This window comes from Agarivorans sp. Toyoura001, assembly GCF_005405585.1.
In the GTDB taxonomy this organism is placed as follows: domain Bacteria; phylum Pseudomonadota; class Gammaproteobacteria; order Enterobacterales; family Celerinatantimonadaceae; genus Agarivorans.
This window is the reverse complement of record NZ_BJEQ01000007.1, coordinates 80,402-97,949: the sequence shown is the minus strand read 5'-3', so window position 1 is coordinate 97,949 and position 17,548 is coordinate 80,402. Positions and strand designations below refer to the sequence as shown.

Sequence of the window (17,548 nt, the reverse complement as noted above, 5' to 3'; positions counted from 1 at the left end):
GCCTAATAACCAAGATAGCTATTGGCTATGGGGGTTAGGCGTCGCGCCTTCTGCCGGAGGGGAAGGTCTAGCAGATGCTGATAATAAAGCCTGTTTTGTTGTAGCCTCTAGCGAAAAAGTGGTACTTACCGTTGAGCATAGAGGCTTTGAAACGCTGTCAAAAAATGACAATTTTCCTTACTGGTTTATGTTACACCCGGCTCAAGCTTAAATCAGGTTAATAACAATAAGCTCACAGCCTACTTCACTGTGCGCTTTATTATTGATTACTCGGCAAATTCCACCAACCATTCACCACCTTGTTCCACGTCAATGCTTTGCATGCCAAGGATTAATCGATGCCCATGCTGCTGCCATTGAGTGACTTGCTCCCCCTCAAAACTCACATTTTTAACCACTGTTTCTGGGGGAATATTGGCTAGTTCCAACTGATAAGCCTTATGTGTTGGGGCCTTAGCATAGCTACCTTTAGCGGCTGATAGCTGTATACCAATGTGCTGCTGATGAATCTGCGCGCTAAACTCTGTGAATTGCCACTGCTGCTGTTGATAAGCAATAGACTCCCCATCATCTTCAATCAACTCTCCTCTAGCGTAACCGCGCTCATCAAGCACTACCAATAGATCAATGGTTTCATCTTCATTAGTTCGAGGAATCACTGCTCCAGCTTTTACAAATAGCGGCAAACGGTATACACCATCAATGTATAAAGGCTGCTTATAATACTCACCACCGCTGTTTAGCATTTGTTGGCTGCGGTAGTCATACCAAAGACCTTGTGGCAAATAAGCTTGGGTATACTTAGCGTTATCTTTCGCCTCTAAGGCCACCAGCATAGCGTCACCCACCAACTTCATTGAACCATTAGTTCTGGCCTTAACATCTTCTTGGTAGCCATATACTAGCGGAGCAACCACTGCGGTGCCGTTGCGCCATGCTCGATGAGCCAAGGTGTAATAATAAGGATTTAGAGCATAGCGCTGCTGAACATTAAACAAGTTGCTGGCAGTATCGCCAATCCTGTCTGGTGCAGTTTCTTTGCAGTTACACAAATTTTGGGTATGCGGGCGCACAGGTAAGTCGGTAAACAAGGCTGCTGCTAACCACTGAGTATATTGCTCGTCCCAAGGCGTACCATGAAAACCGCCAATATCTGAGCCGAAGTAATCAATACCCGACAAACTCATGTGCATTTGGGCATTAAAATGGCTGCGTAAATTGGCCAAATTTACTCCAATATCACCCGACCACATGACCACACCGTATCCTTGGCTACCGGCAGTGCCGGAACGACTCATAATAAACGGACGCTGGCTGCGTTTATTGCGCAAATACCCTTGGTAAATACTGCGGCTCCACAGCAAGTTATAAAGATTATGCACGCTTTGATGATCATGTTTTAGCGCACCATCAATTTTCACCCCTGCATACCAGGCTTTGCGATGATAAAGCTCGGGTTCTCCGAGATCAGTCCAATGGGCAATAATGCCGTCGTCAATCAAGGCTTCACGGCGGTAGTCATGCCAAAATGCCGCACCTTTTTCACTGGAAAAATCCAGCATACCACCCTTACCCCACCAGGGATTTTCCTTGATTTTGGCAGGTGTCATGCAAGGGGGTTCGCAATTGCGGGCCAATGCGCCAGCGTGCGCTAACGATTGAAACTCATTAAGCGCACCGCCGATATACGGCTCCTCAATGGCCATCACTCTAATGCCGCGTTGTTTTAAGTCGGCAATTTTTTGTTTAGGATCGGGGAAGTTTTTTTCATCCCAAGTAAGTGACCCCATTTGCGTATGATTAGAATTTTCGCGTATTCCACCAAACCACTGTAAATCCATCACCACGCCCGACAAGGGGAACTTAGCTTGCTGTAACGTAGCCAGCTTATCGTCTAACTCTTGCCAGTTATCAAAGCCGTATTCAGATAACCACAAACCAAACATTGCCTTAGGTGGCACCGGCGGTTTGCCCGTTAGTGTTAAATAGCGCGCTCTCAGATCAGCGAGGTTATCACCAGCAATAACAATAATTCGCGCGCGCTGGCCCTTACCCTGAATCTGATAAGGCTGCTTGGTAAAGTCAAAAACTAGCGGTTGAATATGATCAAAAAACAAAGCAATGTTTTGTTTACCCTCACCCAGTAAATACATAATGGGTATTTGAGTATTGCCCACGGCACCTTCACCTTGGTAAACCATGGCATTTCCCATTCGGCTACCCGGTAGGCGTTTTCGCCCCAGCCAATCGCCATCGGCTTCGCCTTGAGTATTATGCTGCTGGCCTAATCCATACACCTGCTGAATACCACCTCTGCTTAGGCTTAGCTTCCATCGTTGATGGGTGGTGGATTCAATACACAATTCGCTGAGTGCCTGCTTTGCATGAGCGGCATCTGTTAGCAACAAACAACGGCCATTCGCGTTTAAGCTAAGCGAATACCAAGGGCTAGAAACAGCATCAACAATAGGCGATAAAGTCTGGGTGTCGATGCGCGAAGCCGCTAACATTAAGCTTGGCTCAAACTGGCTGAGTGCGGCATCGCCAGCCAAGAGAATAACGGTATGCTCGTCTAATACCTTGCTTTGCCAAATTGCCTCTGCAGCCTGAGTCGCAACACTGCTTATTGCCAATACCAAAGCAGCGGCTAGTTTAGCCGAAAGGTGTAAGCCCATCTTCATATTTGTTCCTTCAATAAAGGCCTAATAACTAGCAGACCTTACCAGTAAACAAATTCCTTAATAACTAAATTAATCAGCATCTTGTAAAAATGTGACTCAGCAAATTAAGGGCTTCAAATTGTCATCAAAACAGCCTAAGTAACCTTCGTCATTTGCTCCTTCAACAAGCCAAACTCAATTCACACCAAACAGCACAATATTTTAATTTTGAAAAATTAACAGGATAAACACTCTACCACTTGACGTCTCAGCCATCTTTAACAGAGTTTGTTGATAAAAATATAATTTTACTTTACGCGCTAAATAAAACACATTCCCCACTCAAAACAGCAGTAATTACTGCCATAAAAATGTAAAGGATTGAAAGTATTATGAACAAGTTTGCAGTACTCGGCAGCAGTGCCTTGGTAACGTTAGCCTTAAGCGCGTGCGGTGGAAGCAGTAGCGATAACGGCAATGAGCTCCCTCCAACTACAGACCCAGTAAACGGCACCTTTATTGATGCCGCCGTAGAAGGTTTATTCTATAAAGCCTCTCCCAGTGGTTTAAGTGGCTACACTAACGCTGAAGGTACCTTTGAGGTTGAACCTGGTGATGTAGTGTCATTTTATTTGGGCGGCGAAAATGGCATGTTCATCGGAAATAGCTCTTACCGTAGCGTTGTCTCTCCCTTTGAAGTCACCGCCGATACCGGCTCTGCTATGAACTTAGCACGAATACTGCAATCGTTAGATGATGCCAGTACCGGCAGCATCGTTATTCCAGACGATATTGCTAAACCAGCAGCCGACAGCAATACCCTTATCGCACTCAAGCAAGTGAAGCTAAACAACCTTAATTCTGCAGATGCATTACTTGAAGAAGTGGAAGCCAGTGAGTGGGTAAGCGAAGAAGAAGCCGCCGAGCATTTAAATGAATCACTAGATGGCATTGAACGTGGCGATAGCGATGTAATTGATGCCTTTAGTAAAGGCAGCGGCGAATACTTACGTTTATCTGAAGTGGTTATGAACGGCCAGTACGGCAATAACTCAACGCTATATCAAAACGTACACATGGACCGGACAATTCCCGATGAAGCATTCAAAAATGCCAGCTTCGGAATAAGCTCTGAAGTGCTGCATTTAGCCAGCAATGCATTGGTCATTAAAGCTGGAACGTCTGACCAGCGTTATAGCTCACAATGGGCCAAAGAGTTCATTGCTTGTGAACTAAACGGCGGCGAATTTACCGTAAATAACAACACTCCAGAGTGTTTTAACGCAGATTCAAACACTTACTCTGCAGAAGACTTCGCGATTGAACCCGGCTTTCAATTAGTGGTTAAAGATCCAAGCCAAATTAACACCGAAGATGAAGCAATTGATTACGCAGAAGTGGCCAGTTTTGGTGGCTTATTTGCGTGTATGAACGAGCAAAACTGTAGCCAAGCAAACTTAACCGCTTTAGGTCAAAGCGAGTTTGAAGACGATGGCGAACTTAAGCAACAAACCTATAGCACCAGCTACGACAATGCGACCGGAATTTACACCGACCAAACCATTGAAGTTACCCTTGACGGTGCAGGCAATCAGCTAAGAAAAAGCGCATCTACTTCATACAGCTATTTGGTTAATCCAAACGTAGACAATGGCGAACGCTATATAGATTTTAGCGGTACCTGGTTAGCTGAAACCAATATCGCAGGCTGTAGCTTAACCGGTCAACTCAGCTATCAGTTTGGCGCAAGTGATATTCGCGTGGTAGGCAAAGAGTTGCATACTCAACAAGGCGGAGATTGCATACTTGAAGATATGGACGAAACGGTTTCTTACGCAGATTTAGCCAACATGGCCTTTTGGTGGTTTGGCGTAAATGCTGGCCAAACAAGCAAAGCGACCTTAGCTCAACTTAACTCGTCAGTTCGTTGGTGTGATGACGACGAAGTGATTGAGGGACAATTGTGTCAATCACCAAAGATTGAACAATGGAGTTATGTTGCAGCAGGTAAAAACTGGGACCAAGGTGTATTAACCTCTACAGCCTTCGTACAGGGTGGTCAGCCTAGCTTTATTACTACTTACACTAAATCATTGTAAGTAATAAAGCTTTCGAAAGGCGCTCTAGAGCGCCTTTTTTATTGCCTATTCAACTCTAGATTGAGTCTCTTAATAACATCCGGTGGAGCTAAAGCCTGCAGCTGCAAAATACATAATTTTGCTTTTGCATCTTTGTGCCGCACCTTCATTTCACACAAGGCGTATAAGTGCTGGGGATTCCGGCTCGTATCATAAGCCCTGCTTAAAGCTTGCTGGGCTTTGCTTACGTCTAAAGACTCTAAAGACAAGCCATAAACATACCAAAAATGGCTATTACTCGGTTCACGTTCAGTGGCTAACAAAAAGTACTGACTAGCCTCCACCACTTGCTTTTGCCGCAATAAACTCAAACCAGCGCTATACACCAAAGCAGCACTTTTGGGTTGGCCTTTAATACCTTGCGTTAACACAGCAAAGGCTTTTTCTTCTTGCTGAGTGGCGCGGTACATATCCGCCAAATTCACATAGCTATTAACAAAATAAGGCTCTAACTCTATTGCTTGTAGGTAGAGTTGCTCAGCCTTTTTAAACTGACCCTGCGCTAAATACACACCCGCTAGATTGCTTAAAGCAAAACCACGGTCAGCATTGTATTGCTGAATAGCAATATACTCTTCAAGCGGCCCTTGTAACTGCTGCTGTTGCACTATGCTTAAGCTTTGCCAATCTTTGACCAATGCCGCTGCCGCTTGGCTACGCACTGCCAAAGTCGCATCGCTTAGCAAAGGTTCCAATAAGCGCCAACGCTCGGCAGCCGGGTAATGCTCAATAGCTTGTACCGCCCCCAAACGCGCTAACGAATTCTCACTAGTCACTGCATTGGCAATTGCAATCACTCCCCTGGACCCAGGAAAGCCAGCTAAACGCTGTACCGCAGAAGCCCTAATAATGGGACTTTGATGACGATCTTGAGCAATCAAGGCTAAAGCTTGCTCGGCGCTGCGTAAGCCTTGGTTGGCAAGATAAAATGCCTTAGCGAAATGTTGTTCTTGTGTAGACGCTGAATCAGGAAACCACTGCCTTAATACTTGCTCTGCCCAAACCGCATTTTTATCGGTGTGACAGGTCGTACATACGTTTGGTACACCTGTGGACTGACTAAGATCCGGCCGCGGAACTTGCCAACTATGATCGCGTCGTGGATCCACCTGCATATAAGTAGTGGCAGGCATATGACATGTGGTGCATTTTGCGGCATCTGTTCCTGCTGCATGAAAGCTGTGTTTATCCTCACTGTATTCAGCAGCTATATGGCACTGCATGCATAGTGCTTGTTCGTCCATTTTCAGTTCAGTTGTGTGGGGATTATGGCAATTACTGCAACTCACGCCTGCTTGATGCATTTTTGATTGCTTGAATGACCCCCAAACATACACTTCATCATAAATTTGCCCATCGTCATGGTATAAATCGGCACTAATTAAACTCGGCTGGTAACGATCTAATAAGCTTCCTGTTACATGATTGTTGGCCTGGCTAATTTGGATTCGGCGGCTATGGCACTGAGCACATACTTTAACTTGCTGACTTGCTTGGCGCTTACCAGCCTGCAAAGTAGACAACCCCTCTTGATAAACCCATTCGCTCACCTCTTGCTGTAAGCTGCGGTCAAAGCCGCTTTGTTCAGCTATATGCTGCGGGTTTAACTCTACTTGCTGGGCCCATTTTAAATGCTCACTTGCTGGGCCGTGGCAAGCTTCACAGCCAACGTTTATTTCAAACCAAGTGGTATTGTAGGTATTGCTGCTAATGTCATAGCCCTTTTGCAGCTGAGTTGAATGACAGTCTGCACACATGTAGTTCCAGTTTTGTCCGGCATTGGTCCAATAAAACTCATCAGTCTTTTGCATCTTTGGATACAAATGAAACCAACGTTGGCCACCTTGCTCTATAGGGCGAGAATCCCACGCATAGGGAATAAGCTGAACTCGCCCATCGGCAAATTCCACCATGTATTGCTGCAAGGGGTAATAACCAAAGGTATAGCTAATTTTATAGTCTTGTAGCTGTCCATGTGAGCCTTCAATAGTCACCCAATACTGCTCAGCTTTACGGAAAAACTGCATGCTTTTGCCCGCAAAGCTTAAGCTAGCATCAGCAAAATTACCCAACACAGCGTCTTCATTAGCATGGCGCATGGCCATATCGTGGTCAGAGCCCTGCCACTGCTGATACTGATCTTGATGGCAGCTAATACAACTACTCGTGCCGACCCACTCGGCTGCAAATAAAGCTGAGCACATCATACAAGAGGCTAGAAATTGAAGACCAAAAAGAAGTCGTTTAATTCGAAACATTGCTCACCACGATTTAAAGCAAATAAAACTACTTAAAACGGCGATAAGACTAAGCAACTACCACAAGCTATCTCACCACACTTAGTTTAAAAGTGTAGCAAGCTTGAACTAGAGCGCGGCACAATGGCTTATAAAACAAAAACGAGCACCTACCAGCCAGAAAACTTGGGTATCAACAACGCTCCAAGTGGATCTGTGGTTCTGCGAGTTGGTTAAAACCGAAAGCGCGGTAAAATTCATGGGCACCTTTACTGGCAAGTTTAAAGCGACGAATAGTTTGTAGTTGGGGATGACCCATAATGCGGTGCATCATGGCCTTAGCCAATCCTTTACCTTGATGTTCTTCTAACACAAACACATCGGCTAAATAAGCCACAGTGGCGTAATCAGACACCACCCGCGCAAAGGCCACTTGTTGCTGGTTTAAGTTAAAAGCAGCGAAGCACATCGAGTTATCGATAGCGGTTTTAACCGCCGCTTTAGAGATCCCTCTCGACCAATAGCTGCGCACCAATACTTGGTGAATCATGCTTACATCTAACTGCTTTTTGTCAGTAGCAACGTAATAGCCCTGTTCCATTGTAAAGTTCTCCTCATCCCTTGAATTCAGCATTACAACTTATGGTGTCAGCCAGAAGGCTAAACCCAATAAACCTAGGCTTTGGCTAGAAAACACTCAAGCGAAGACGGGTAACGTTTGGTAACTTTGCTGCGGCCAAATGTAACAACTTGGTAACAATTAGATCTTAAGCCTTATACAACTGGCTTAAGGTATGCTTTGCAGGGATAGAGTCTAAAAAAGTAAACAACCAAAGATAAGGAAAAGTGTGAGTTGGGTTGTTAAGGTCAGCTTTAGCTAGCAGGGATCTAGACACTTTAACATTGATAGCAAATAAGCCGACTAGCGCTAATCATCCTTATAAGAAATCGAAGAAAAACTAGCCTTTAGGAAGTAGATAGAAGTTAGGCTGCCATCGTTCCATATGAATTTCAGGGTGAGCCAATTCGGTAAAGCCAAATTGCTCGTATAAGGAATGAGCATCTTGAGTCGCAAGTTTAAACCGACGGATCCCTTGCAACTTTGGATGCGCCATAATTCGATGCATTAAGGCTTTAGCTAAGCCCTTACCTTGATGCTCTTCCAATACAAATACATCGGCTAAATATCCAAATGTACTGTAGTCACTGATCACCCGAGCAAAACCAACTTGCTGCTTGCTAAAGTCGTAAACCGCAAAACACAAAGAGTGCTCAATGGATTGTTCAACAGTGGCTTTAGGAATACCTTTTGCCCAATAAGATTGAAAGAGTACTTGGTGAATAAGATCGATATCTAATTCAGCTTTATTAGTACTTATATAATATTCTGGATGCATTAAATTACCTCCCCCAACCCTGCTAAACTACAGCTTACTGCAAATAATTTACCGATTGTATCTCGCTAACACAAGGTTTTAGCTGGGATTTTTTACACAGTCGAAATTATCATTAGCCTTGTTATTTTAAATGACTAAATAGCGAGAAAGTAATTGTTTTTAAAAGCTAAAACCCATCGGATATTGATGAAACCCATCAAAATCTTGTTTACTTAGCGGACAGTCCATTTTTCGTAAAATGGCGTAACACATCGAGTAATGAAAAAAGAAGTTAGGCAGCATATATGCTTGTAAATATTCACCAGCAGCTAATTCTAACTCAGCAAACCCGGCCGTAGTAGCTATCGATAAACCTTCAGCACCCTCAAACTGTTCGGGGCGCAATTGTTCAAGATAACAACGGGTCTCTCTAATCTGCTTATGCAAGTTATCGTAGCTAACACTCTCAGGGTGATAGTTTTTTATGTCTTGCCTTGCTAACGGGCAGCATGCTCTCAGAGAAAAGCCAATGGCGGTGCTTAATTGCTGACCCAAAGGAAACATATTATCGGCCAAACCAGCAACTAACAAAGTCGCTTCTTCCATCGATTGTGATATGGCAAAGCATTTGGCTTTATCCAGCAGCAATTCAATTTGATTTAGATAGCGAATAAACACTGGAACACTGGCGTGATAAAGGTTTATTTCAGACATGATTAAACTTAATCCTTTGACAAAAAAACCAGCTTAATATGCATTGTGGTGAGTTACTAGCGCGAGGCCCTTACAGCAAAAAAGAGGCCTGAGGCCTCTTTATATAAATGAACAAGGATTACTTATGGAGCCATAGTATCTACGTTTAACACTAGCCCTGAGAAATCATCAGTAGCTACTGCAGAGTATACTGCACCATTTTCTACCGTCGCCATGCTAGATACCGCTGGCGTGTAAGACATGTCACTAGCTAAAATAACCGCGAAGGTATAACTACCGCCTGGTACATTCAACACAGCGTTGCCTTTAAAGTCGACACCCGATAATACGGCGGTATCGGCGCTAAAGTTGCCATCTGTTGAAGCATGAATGTCAACCAATCCTAAACCACCAGCAGCAGGGCTCGCATGTACCACGCGAATTTTTGAGTAAAGCGCTACCGAGCGTAAGTCTTCGGCAATCACCAAAGGTTCAATAGTATTGTCGGTAATAGCGTTAAGTTTACCAACGGCGTAGATACTGGTTTCGGCACCGGCGTCTAGCACCACTCTAGGGGCTTCGATAACAACCAAGCTATTATCAGCACTGGCTGCAACACTTAGGTCGTAAGTATCAGCAGGTAGATTACCCGATTGAAAATCTTTGAAAGAGATTCCAGTAAAACCACTTACTGGAGTACCACTGGCGAGCACATCAACCATTGGGGCATCATCTACCGCGTGCACCACTCGTACATGGCTAGTGGCATCCATATCACGCACTACGCTTACCGCTGAGCCGTCGGCCAACAATAGATTCACCGGTGAAGCAGCGCCTGTATCAACATTAGGCACCGCAGTTAACATCAGATCTGACCCCCCTGCTAGCGCCACCTCGCCACTATCAAACACCACGGTTTTATCGCCAGTTACAGTAATGCGAATGCGGTAAGTATCAGCAGGTACGGTTACCGGTAGGTCTGCACTGTCTACTTTAAACTCTAGATTAGTAATGGCAGCTGCTTCGCTGGTGATCTCAGCTGCAGTTGTTAGGTAAACGTCTACTCCTCCAACCCCCGGATGACCATGTAATACATCTATTCGCACACTGCCAGAATCAACAGCTTCATGGCTGCGACTTAACACTACTGGCTCTAAAGACGCCGCGTTGTTTAGGGCAATAATGTCGTATTGCATGTCTGGTGAAAACTCCAGATTTGCAGCTATCACTTCAGCATTATCACCCGGTAAAATGGCGTCAACGCTAATATCATAACTACCTGAAGCCACCGACACCCAAGCGCTGCCTTGGCGATAATCCACCATGCTGAGTCCGGCAAAGGTTTCACCGTTGGCTTTCACTTCTACCATGGGTGCGTCTGCACTGGCGTGAGTGACTCGTACTGAAGACATTGGAGTAGCTGGATGGTCGTCGTCACTGCCACATGCAGTGAGCAATACAGCGGAGCCAATTAGAAGACCTAGGTTGGTAAGTTTCATGTTCTTTTCCTTAAGTATCTCTGTAGTGGTATCAGCACTAAAACGAGGGCTTTAAGAAATAGGATCACAAGAAAGAGTTAACTATTTTGATATTCTTCAAACAGAAAACATCATACAAATAATGGGTTTACTGGCGCTAGAGTATTGCCAAGCTAATGAATTCATTAGTTAATGTTCAGCAGATAGAACCACTCAACGCGAGGGATTAAACCGTTACCTTTAGTAATACCTAGAATACAAAAACAACCTGAAGCTTAGCAATAAACAGTCTTTGCTAAGCCCCCCTATTCACGAGCGAGTGAGCAGCTTGCTGTTGCTAATTAAGCAATGTTCGAGGTCTTTTTATTTTACCAAATAGCACTCTCTTTTATCCCTGAACGTTAGCTAGAGCGCAAAAGTGTGAGCAACTCTCATGAAACCGCTTACTTTTAATTATTTCATGCTCAATTTTATCTAAGATAGACATCATATTATTAAGATTGCACTGCAAGTTGTTGCCAGTAAAAGTGGCTTACTTAGCATCCAATTAATTCCACTACTCGTTAACCAGAGGAACTGCAGTATGTCGCAGCCGTATACTAACCCGTCTCTTAGCACCGCTGAGCGTGTCGAGAATTTATTATCTCTAATGACTGTTGAAGAAAAAGTAGGGCAAATGCTGCAGTTACCGGCCAACATGCCGGAGAACTTGGGTAAGTTGGAAGACTGGAATGTCGGTAGCTATTTGCACTGTACTGGCAACATGGTGGCAGAGTTACAGGCCCGTGCAGAAAAAACCCGCTTGGGTATTCCACTGATTTTTGGTATCGACGCTATCCATGGTCACTGCTTTGAGAACAACGGTACGGTATTTCCAACTCAACTCGCTTTATCTAGTGCTTGGAGCAAACAACTAAGCCAAAGCATGGCTCATGTTACTGCCGTAGAAACTCGAGCTTGCGGTTTACATTGGACTTTTTCACCAGTGCTTTGTGTGGGGCGTGATAGCCGCTGGGGCCGAGTAAACGAAACCTTTGGTGAAGATCCATGGTTAATTGGCGAGCTCGCCGCCGCTGCAGTATACGGTTATCAAGGTGATACACTGGCCTCAACCGACACTATTTTAGCCTGTGCGAAACACTACGTTGCCTATGGCGAAGCCACCGGTGGCCGCGACGCTTATGAAGCGGAAGTCTCACCTCGTAAGTTGCTATCGTTATTTTTGCCGCCCTTTGAAAAAGCCGTGAAAGAAGCCAAGGTTGCTACGTTAATGGTGGGTTACCAAGCCATTGACGGCGTGCCGTGTAGCGCCAATAGCTGGCTACTTCGCGAAGTGCCTAAAAACCAATGGGGCATGGACGGTTTTATTGTTACCGACTGGGACAATATTGGCTCACTGCACGACAAACAACGGGTAGCCGTTGACCTACGCCACGCAGCCAAAATTGCGGTGGAATCGGGTAACGACATGATCATGACCACCCCGTCGTTTTACCAGCACGCAATAGATTTAGTGGCCGATGGCGAACTAGATATCGCCTTTATCAACGACGCCGTGTCGCGCATTCTAAAGTATAAATTTGAACTCGGTTTATTTGATGAACACCGCTACACCGATCTCAGCAAGAAAGACCAAATTCTTGGTAACCCAGCTCACTGGCACGAAGCATTAGAAGCTAGCCGCCAATCTCTAACACTACTAAAAAATGAGGGTGTTTTACCGTTATCAAGCGACAGTAAGCCTAAAATTCTTTTGTGTGGCGCCAATGCAGACGACGTGGTAGCGCAACTTGGTGATTGGTCGTTTGGATCTATGCAAGCGGGCGCGGCTGATGACAGTTACCACCAAAAAGATGCCATTACCCTACGCCAAGGCTTACAAGCTGAAGCTGACGCAGGCCGTTGTGAATTAAACTATGTGCGCGGCGCTGCGCCAGCCGAACCAGACTTTGAAGAAATACTGGCAGCTGCAGACGCCGCTAGCAACAGCGACATAGTTATTGCCTGTGTAGGAGATACCTTAAGCCAACATGGTGAGTTCCACGACCGTGCGGACTTAGATTTAAGTGGTCATCAGCAAGCCATGTTGGAAGCCGTTAAAGCCACCGGTAAACCGTTAATCGTGGTATTTATGGCCTCTAAGCCACTGACTATTGGCTGGGTAAAACAACATGCTGACGCGGTAGTTTGCGCCTTTAACCCAGGCGCTAAAGGTGGCCAAGCACTAAGCGAATTACTGTTTGGCGAGCTAAATCCTAGCGGTAAACTCACCATTAGTTTCCCAGAGCATGTTGGTCAATCGCCGGTTTACTACAACAAATACGAAGGCTGGCACGCGCGTTTATCTGAAAGAACCAACAATCAAGAGCGCTACATTGATATGCCAGCATTGCCACTGTTTAGCTTTGGCGAAGGTAAAAGTTATAGTGAGTTTAGCTACAGCGACTTAAGCGTAGCTAATCCTCAACTACCTGCCAGTGATGACTTAGCCAAAGGCGAAGCCCTAATAGTATCGGTAAACATTAGTAATGTAAGCCAACGTACTGGGCTAGAGATTGCTCAGTTATATATTCACGATAGCGCTGCTTCAGTCACGGTACCGGTGCTGCAGTTACGTGGTTTTGAACGCGTAGAACTAGCCGCAGGTGAGACTCGTCGAGTTGAGTTTAGCGTGCCATATAGTGACTTAGCCTTAATCAATGCCAAGTTAGAGAAGGTAGTAGAACCGGGCGAGTTTAAAGTGTTTGTTGGTGCATCCTCTAAAGCAGATGATTTACTAAGCGCCAACTTCCGCGTGGAATAAGCGCGTAACAACCAGCATATAAAGCCTCTTAAGTTTAGCTAAGGGGCTTTTTTATAGCTCGGGAATATGCACCAGCAAATCACTTACTCCTATATCCTGCCCGCATTGCGACAGTAAAGTGCTCAGCTGGCCACGATGATGAGTTTGGTGGTTAAAAAAGTGCTGCACTAACAAGCCAAAGTGTTTTTGTTGAGAGAGACCTTTACTGTTTACGTAGCTTAACGGCTGGCTTAAGTCTTTTTCTGTTAGCTGCGTGCTAAATTCTACTATCGCAGCATCCATGGCATTTCTCGCCTCACTTAGCGCAGCGAAATTATCATGAATAATCTCATCTAATTGCTTGGGAGTGGCAAGAGCCTTAACCTTATCCAGGCTACTAAATCCGCTAGGGTGAGCAGCAAACCGCTGCAACCAGAGAGTATCTCCCACCAGAATATGATTTAAGGTGCCAAAGATAGAGCCGAAGAACGCTTGCCTATCTCGTTTTAGTTGCTCATCACTTAGCTGAGCAGCACAGTAGTATAGTTGGCGATTCATCATTTGATTATATCGCGCCATTAATTCAAAACTTTGCTTCATCATCACTCTCTATTTCAGCAACTATACATTCAGCTCATAATGTAGGAATTCACTGTCTCTTTGATAACCCAAACTCTCATACAATGCTTGCGCCTTATGGTTGTTATGGGCAGTGGCTAACTCGATACTCACCGCGCCTACCTCTAAAGCGTGTTGCTTGGCAGCATCCATTAATTGCCGAGCAAAACCTTGTCCACGTGCTGATTCACTCACGAACAAATCGTTAAGTATCAATATCGGCTTCGCTTGGGTTGATGAAAAGCTTGGGTATAGCTGAGTAAAACCAAACGCTTGCTGCAAAGACTGTGCGAGTAAAATAGTTGATTGCTGGGCTTGCATGCGCTGTTTAATAAAATGCGTGGCAAGCACGAGATCGTCGGCTTGCTGGTAGAACATTCGGTATTGATTAAAAAGCTCAGCAACTGCGTCCAGTTGCTCGAGTCCTGCTTTAACAATGGTCACTGACATCGGCTAAAATCCTTTTTACTGAAAGCCTTATGGCAATGTTTAACGCTAGCCAATAATAACCTTATTAGCTAGCAACCTATTTACGCCTCATCTGTCGATTCGCTATCAACGCTTGGCGCGCTGTCTTCATCTTCAAAGTAAGCCATATCACGGGTATTCTTTTGTACCGCGATAGCCGCAAACAAACACAAACTGAAAGCCATGGCATAGAATCCTTTTTCACTTAACGCTAAGGTCGCATTAAATAAGCCTATCGCTAACAAACCAACCGAAGCCGCCAAAGAAAACCAGCTTAAACCATAGTAGATGGCGGTTACTTTGATCCCTTCTAACTTGTCTCTTACAGACTTTTGTAGCGATACCGAAGAGAACAGTCCAAATAGTAATAAGGTGAAATAATAGCCTTTTTCGTTTAATTGCATGTCGGCATTCCACAAGCCTATAAGGTAAGCCCCTGCGCCTAAGAATAAAGCCGCCCATGACGCGCCAACAAAGGCTGAGGTTGGTTTAGGTAACTGTGCTGATTTCATCTCGGTCTTATTCCTTAAGTTTGTGTAAAACGTTCCGCTATCTTGCTGATTAATATACTCTATATCACTTAACGATTGTTTCATATGCTATTCCTTAACTGGCTAATTAAAATTTTTATCAACAACATTACAGTAAAGGTTTATAAGCATCGTGTTGGTATAGCACTACCGAGTGCTCAATGAGGTCTTTCTCTTTTAAGTAGCGTGCAATGCTAGTAAAAGTGGCTGTGTGCGGCTTGCCAGTGTGGTCTTTAGTCGTCACTTCATCAAGGAATAAACCTCCCATAAATAACTTAAAGCGATTTATCTTAATTGGTTGAGAATTAAAGTCAGATTTTGCCAACCATTTCAGTTCTTCTTTGTCGGTAGTATCAAAAATTGCCGCATTTAGCATATCTAAAGTATGCTCGGTACAATTTTGGTATTGGCTATTATATGGGTTAGCTAACACCGAATAGTTGGCATTGTGCACCACATGATTACCGCCATTGTTAATCAACGCCAACAGCCCTGCTTGAACGTCTTTTTTAGGAATAATGATTCCGGCTTTTAAGCTATCCGCTCCCCAGAAAAAATCCACAGGATGGTCGGTGACTAAACTACTATGGCCCAAATCACCTTGGTTTTGATAGAGATTGTAAATAGCGTAACCATTAGTGGTTTCACCCGAATCCAAAGTGATGCTTGAGTAAACCGCTAAGGCGGTATGGGTAAATTGAATCCCTTTAGGTAAGTCTTTTTGTGGCCGCCCTACGCGGCCAATAATAAATACATTGGCGCGCTGAGCGGCGGCATACTTTTCTACATCTTTAGAGAATTTGGCAATCGCCTCAGGTTTGTGTTTGGCATCTTCAGCTGGGGCGCTGCCTGCGTAACAAGTAGCGCTAAGCAAAGTAATAGACGCGAAGATTAATCCTTTTAATATTTTCATGGTGTTACTCCCTGTTTGATGACTTAGCTTATTAATGAATGCCAACTAAAATTTGCTCGCCAATCTTAAAAGGCACAGGTGCACCGGCTTTCTCTGCGACTCCTTGAGCACTTGTGGCTGCAGCGCTGCCGCCTACTGCGAGTGAGGCCGCAGGAACCATTACCGGAACAGAGATAGGCCCGCTATCTTTAACGCCCTTGCCAATACCCGTTCCAACATTGGCGCTGGCACCACCAGCTACGATAACGGGAGTAGTTACCGCACTTACCGCTACTTGGCCACTCCCCTTAAGCCCTGTTGAACCCGCTAAAGCAGAGTGTTTTACCGATTGATTAACATGCTGACCAGACTCAGTCGCAGACAAATGTAGGCTCGAAAGTGCTAACGAAGAGATTAATAATGATTTCCATAATTTCATGATGATAAGTCCTTTATTTTTGTTATTGAGAGAATTAGTGAGTAGAACCAATGATGACTTCGTCACCAATTTCAAAAGGCACTGGCACCTCGGCACTTTCAGCAATATGTTGCGCACCGCCAGCTACCCCTCGGCTCACTTCGGCGATGCTGCCACTGGCTAACATCACTGGTGTAGTTATCGCAGCAACTGCCACTTGGCCACTTCCTACAAGACCAGTAGAGCCAGCTAAGAAGATATGATGTGCTGATTGACCAAGGTTTTCGAGAGAGCCTGCAGCCATTGCGTTCACGCAAGAAAGCGTAAGAGATGTGATGAACAGTGATTTCCATAATTTCATAATATTTCCCTCTTGGTTAAGTTCGCATTAACCATAAAGTTCAGGGATTTGGGTGTAAACGACCTTGTATTATGTTTATTATGAATAAACACTAAGTATAGTATTTGTATACCATGAGCCAGTTAAAGCAGATCCGCGACACCCTGAAGCAAGTTTTTCGCCAGCAAGGTTTAACCTATAAAGACATCGCTCAGCGGCTTAATATGAGCGAAGCCAACATTAAGCGAATGTTCTCTACCAATAGCTTTTCGCTAGAGCGACTGGAAGAGATGTGCCACATTGTAGAGCTCAACCTGATTGATTTATTTTTGCTGGCCGACCAAGAGAAAGAAAAGCTCACTCATTTAAGCCACGAGCAAGAGCAGGAGCTAATAGACGACCACAAGCTGTTTTTAGTCGCGGTATGTGTACGAGACTCATGGACCTTTAAAGAAATTATCCAGCGTTATGAGATCAGCGAGCATGAGTGCATTCGCTTAATGGCCCGCTTAGATAAACTCAATATGATTCAACTACTGCCAAATAACGCCTATAAACTGCTTATTGCTCAAGATTTCAGGTGGATTTCTAACGGACCTTTAGAGCGTTTTATGGAAAAAATTGTTCTCACCGAGTTTATGAATTCACGATTTAGTGGCGAAGACAGCTTTCGCTTTTACCTACGTGGCCACTATTCTCAAAGCTCCATTGAAATCATCCGTCGTAAACTTAATCAACTCACTAAAGAGGCGGCAGCGCTCAATCAGCAAGATGCCTCATTGCCGCTGGAAAAACGTCGTCATACAGGTTTGTTGTTGGCCTTGCGCCCTTGGGAAATATCTATATTTGAGAAGCTTGCTAGAGAAACTAAGCTCACCTAAGCAAGACGCATAACAAACATATTTAACGCATACACTC

Annotated in this window: 15 protein-coding genes; 3 read left to right on the top strand and 12 right to left on the bottom strand. The window is 44.7% G+C overall.

The window, feature by feature from the left end; all coding sequences use genetic code 11:
• Positions 1-266: 266 nt before the first annotated feature.
• A complete protein-coding gene (locus tag FFR00_RS10655; RefSeq protein ID WP_137673383.1) occupies positions 267-2,681 on the bottom strand; it encodes a TIM-barrel domain-containing protein in 2,415 nt (804 codons plus the stop codon).
• 371 nt (positions 2,682-3,052) lie between these two features.
• Between FFR00_RS10655 and FFR00_RS10650 the strand changes: the two genes are divergently transcribed.
• Positions 3,053-4,759, top strand: a complete 1,707-nt coding sequence (locus tag FFR00_RS10650) for a hypothetical protein (RefSeq protein WP_137673382.1) — start codon at positions 3,053-3,055, stop codon at positions 4,757-4,759.
• Between the two features lie 38 nt (positions 4,760-4,797).
• Here the strand turns inward: FFR00_RS10650 and FFR00_RS10645 are convergent, their stop codons facing one another.
• From FFR00_RS10645 to FFR00_RS10625, 5 genes are all read right to left on the bottom strand, one after another.
• Positions 4,798-7,005 carry a multiheme c-type cytochrome gene (locus tag FFR00_RS10645; protein WP_235836205.1) on the bottom strand — a complete coding sequence of 736 codons (2,208 nt, stop codon included), beginning with the start codon at positions 7,003-7,005 and terminating at the stop codon, positions 4,798-4,800.
• A 223-nt stretch (positions 7,006-7,228) separates the two neighbouring features.
• Positions 7,229-7,636: a GNAT family N-acetyltransferase gene (locus tag FFR00_RS10640; RefSeq protein WP_137673380.1), complete on the bottom strand. Its 408-nt coding sequence runs from the start codon at positions 7,634-7,636 to the stop codon at positions 7,229-7,231.
• A gap of 358 nt (positions 7,637-7,994) precedes the next feature.
• Positions 7,995-8,432 (bottom strand): GNAT family N-acetyltransferase, encoded by a 438-nt coding sequence (locus FFR00_RS10635; RefSeq protein ID WP_137673379.1) that lies wholly within the window; start codon positions 8,430-8,432, stop codon positions 7,995-7,997.
• 159 nt (positions 8,433-8,591) lie between these two features.
• Positions 8,592-9,125 carry a DUF1993 domain-containing protein gene (locus tag FFR00_RS10630; protein WP_137673378.1) on the bottom strand — a complete coding sequence of 178 codons (534 nt, stop codon included), beginning with the start codon at positions 9,123-9,125 and terminating at the stop codon, positions 8,592-8,594.
• Positions 9,126-9,247: 122 nt separating this feature from the next.
• Entirely contained in the window at positions 9,248-10,603 is a 1,356-nt protein-coding gene (locus FFR00_RS10625; protein WP_137673377.1) for a DUF4397 domain-containing protein, read from the bottom strand.
• A 562-nt stretch (positions 10,604-11,165) separates the two neighbouring features.
• Here FFR00_RS10625 and FFR00_RS10620 point away from each other — a divergent pair.
• Positions 11,166-13,385: a glycoside hydrolase family 3 N-terminal domain-containing protein gene (locus tag FFR00_RS10620; protein WP_137673376.1), complete on the top strand. Its 2,220-nt coding sequence runs from the start codon at positions 11,166-11,168 to the stop codon at positions 13,383-13,385.
• A gap of 51 nt (positions 13,386-13,436) precedes the next feature.
• On the opposite strand, the gene FFR00_RS10615 is transcribed toward FFR00_RS10620, so the two are convergent.
• The 6 genes from FFR00_RS10615 to FFR00_RS10590 form a co-directional block, all read right to left on the bottom strand.
• Positions 13,437-13,967, bottom strand: a complete 531-nt coding sequence (locus tag FFR00_RS10615) for a DinB family protein (RefSeq protein ID WP_235836204.1) — start codon at positions 13,965-13,967, stop codon at positions 13,437-13,439.
• A gap of 18 nt (positions 13,968-13,985) precedes the next feature.
• The gene (locus FFR00_RS10610; protein WP_137673375.1) at positions 13,986-14,432 is read right to left on the bottom strand and encodes an N-acetyltransferase; all 447 of its coding nucleotides are present in this window, start codon (positions 14,430-14,432) and stop codon (positions 13,986-13,988) included.
• Positions 14,433-14,512: 80 nt separating this feature from the next.
• Positions 14,513-14,962 carry an inner membrane protein YiaA gene (gene yiaA, locus FFR00_RS10605; RefSeq protein ID WP_174235946.1) on the bottom strand — a complete coding sequence of 150 codons (450 nt, stop codon included), beginning with the start codon at positions 14,960-14,962 and terminating at the stop codon, positions 14,513-14,515.
• Positions 14,963-15,089: 127 nt separating this feature from the next.
• Positions 15,090-15,893 carry a DUF2145 domain-containing protein gene (locus FFR00_RS10600; RefSeq protein WP_137673373.1) on the bottom strand — a complete coding sequence of 268 codons (804 nt, stop codon included), beginning with the start codon at positions 15,891-15,893 and terminating at the stop codon, positions 15,090-15,092.
• Between the two features lie 31 nt (positions 15,894-15,924).
• Positions 15,925-16,311, bottom strand: a complete 387-nt coding sequence (locus tag FFR00_RS10595; protein ID WP_137673372.1) for a hypothetical protein — start codon at positions 16,309-16,311, stop codon at positions 15,925-15,927.
• Positions 16,312-16,345: 34 nt separating this feature from the next.
• Complete coding sequence (locus tag FFR00_RS10590) at positions 16,346-16,651, bottom strand: hypothetical protein (protein WP_137673371.1); 306 nt, start codon at positions 16,649-16,651, stop codon at positions 16,346-16,348.
• 113 nt (positions 16,652-16,764) lie between these two features.
• Between FFR00_RS10590 and FFR00_RS10585 the strand changes: the two genes are divergently transcribed.
• Positions 16,765-17,511 carry a helix-turn-helix transcriptional regulator gene (locus tag FFR00_RS10585; protein ID WP_137673370.1) on the top strand — a complete coding sequence of 249 codons (747 nt, stop codon included), beginning with the start codon at positions 16,765-16,767 and terminating at the stop codon, positions 17,509-17,511.
• Positions 17,512-17,548 lie beyond the last annotated feature (37 nt).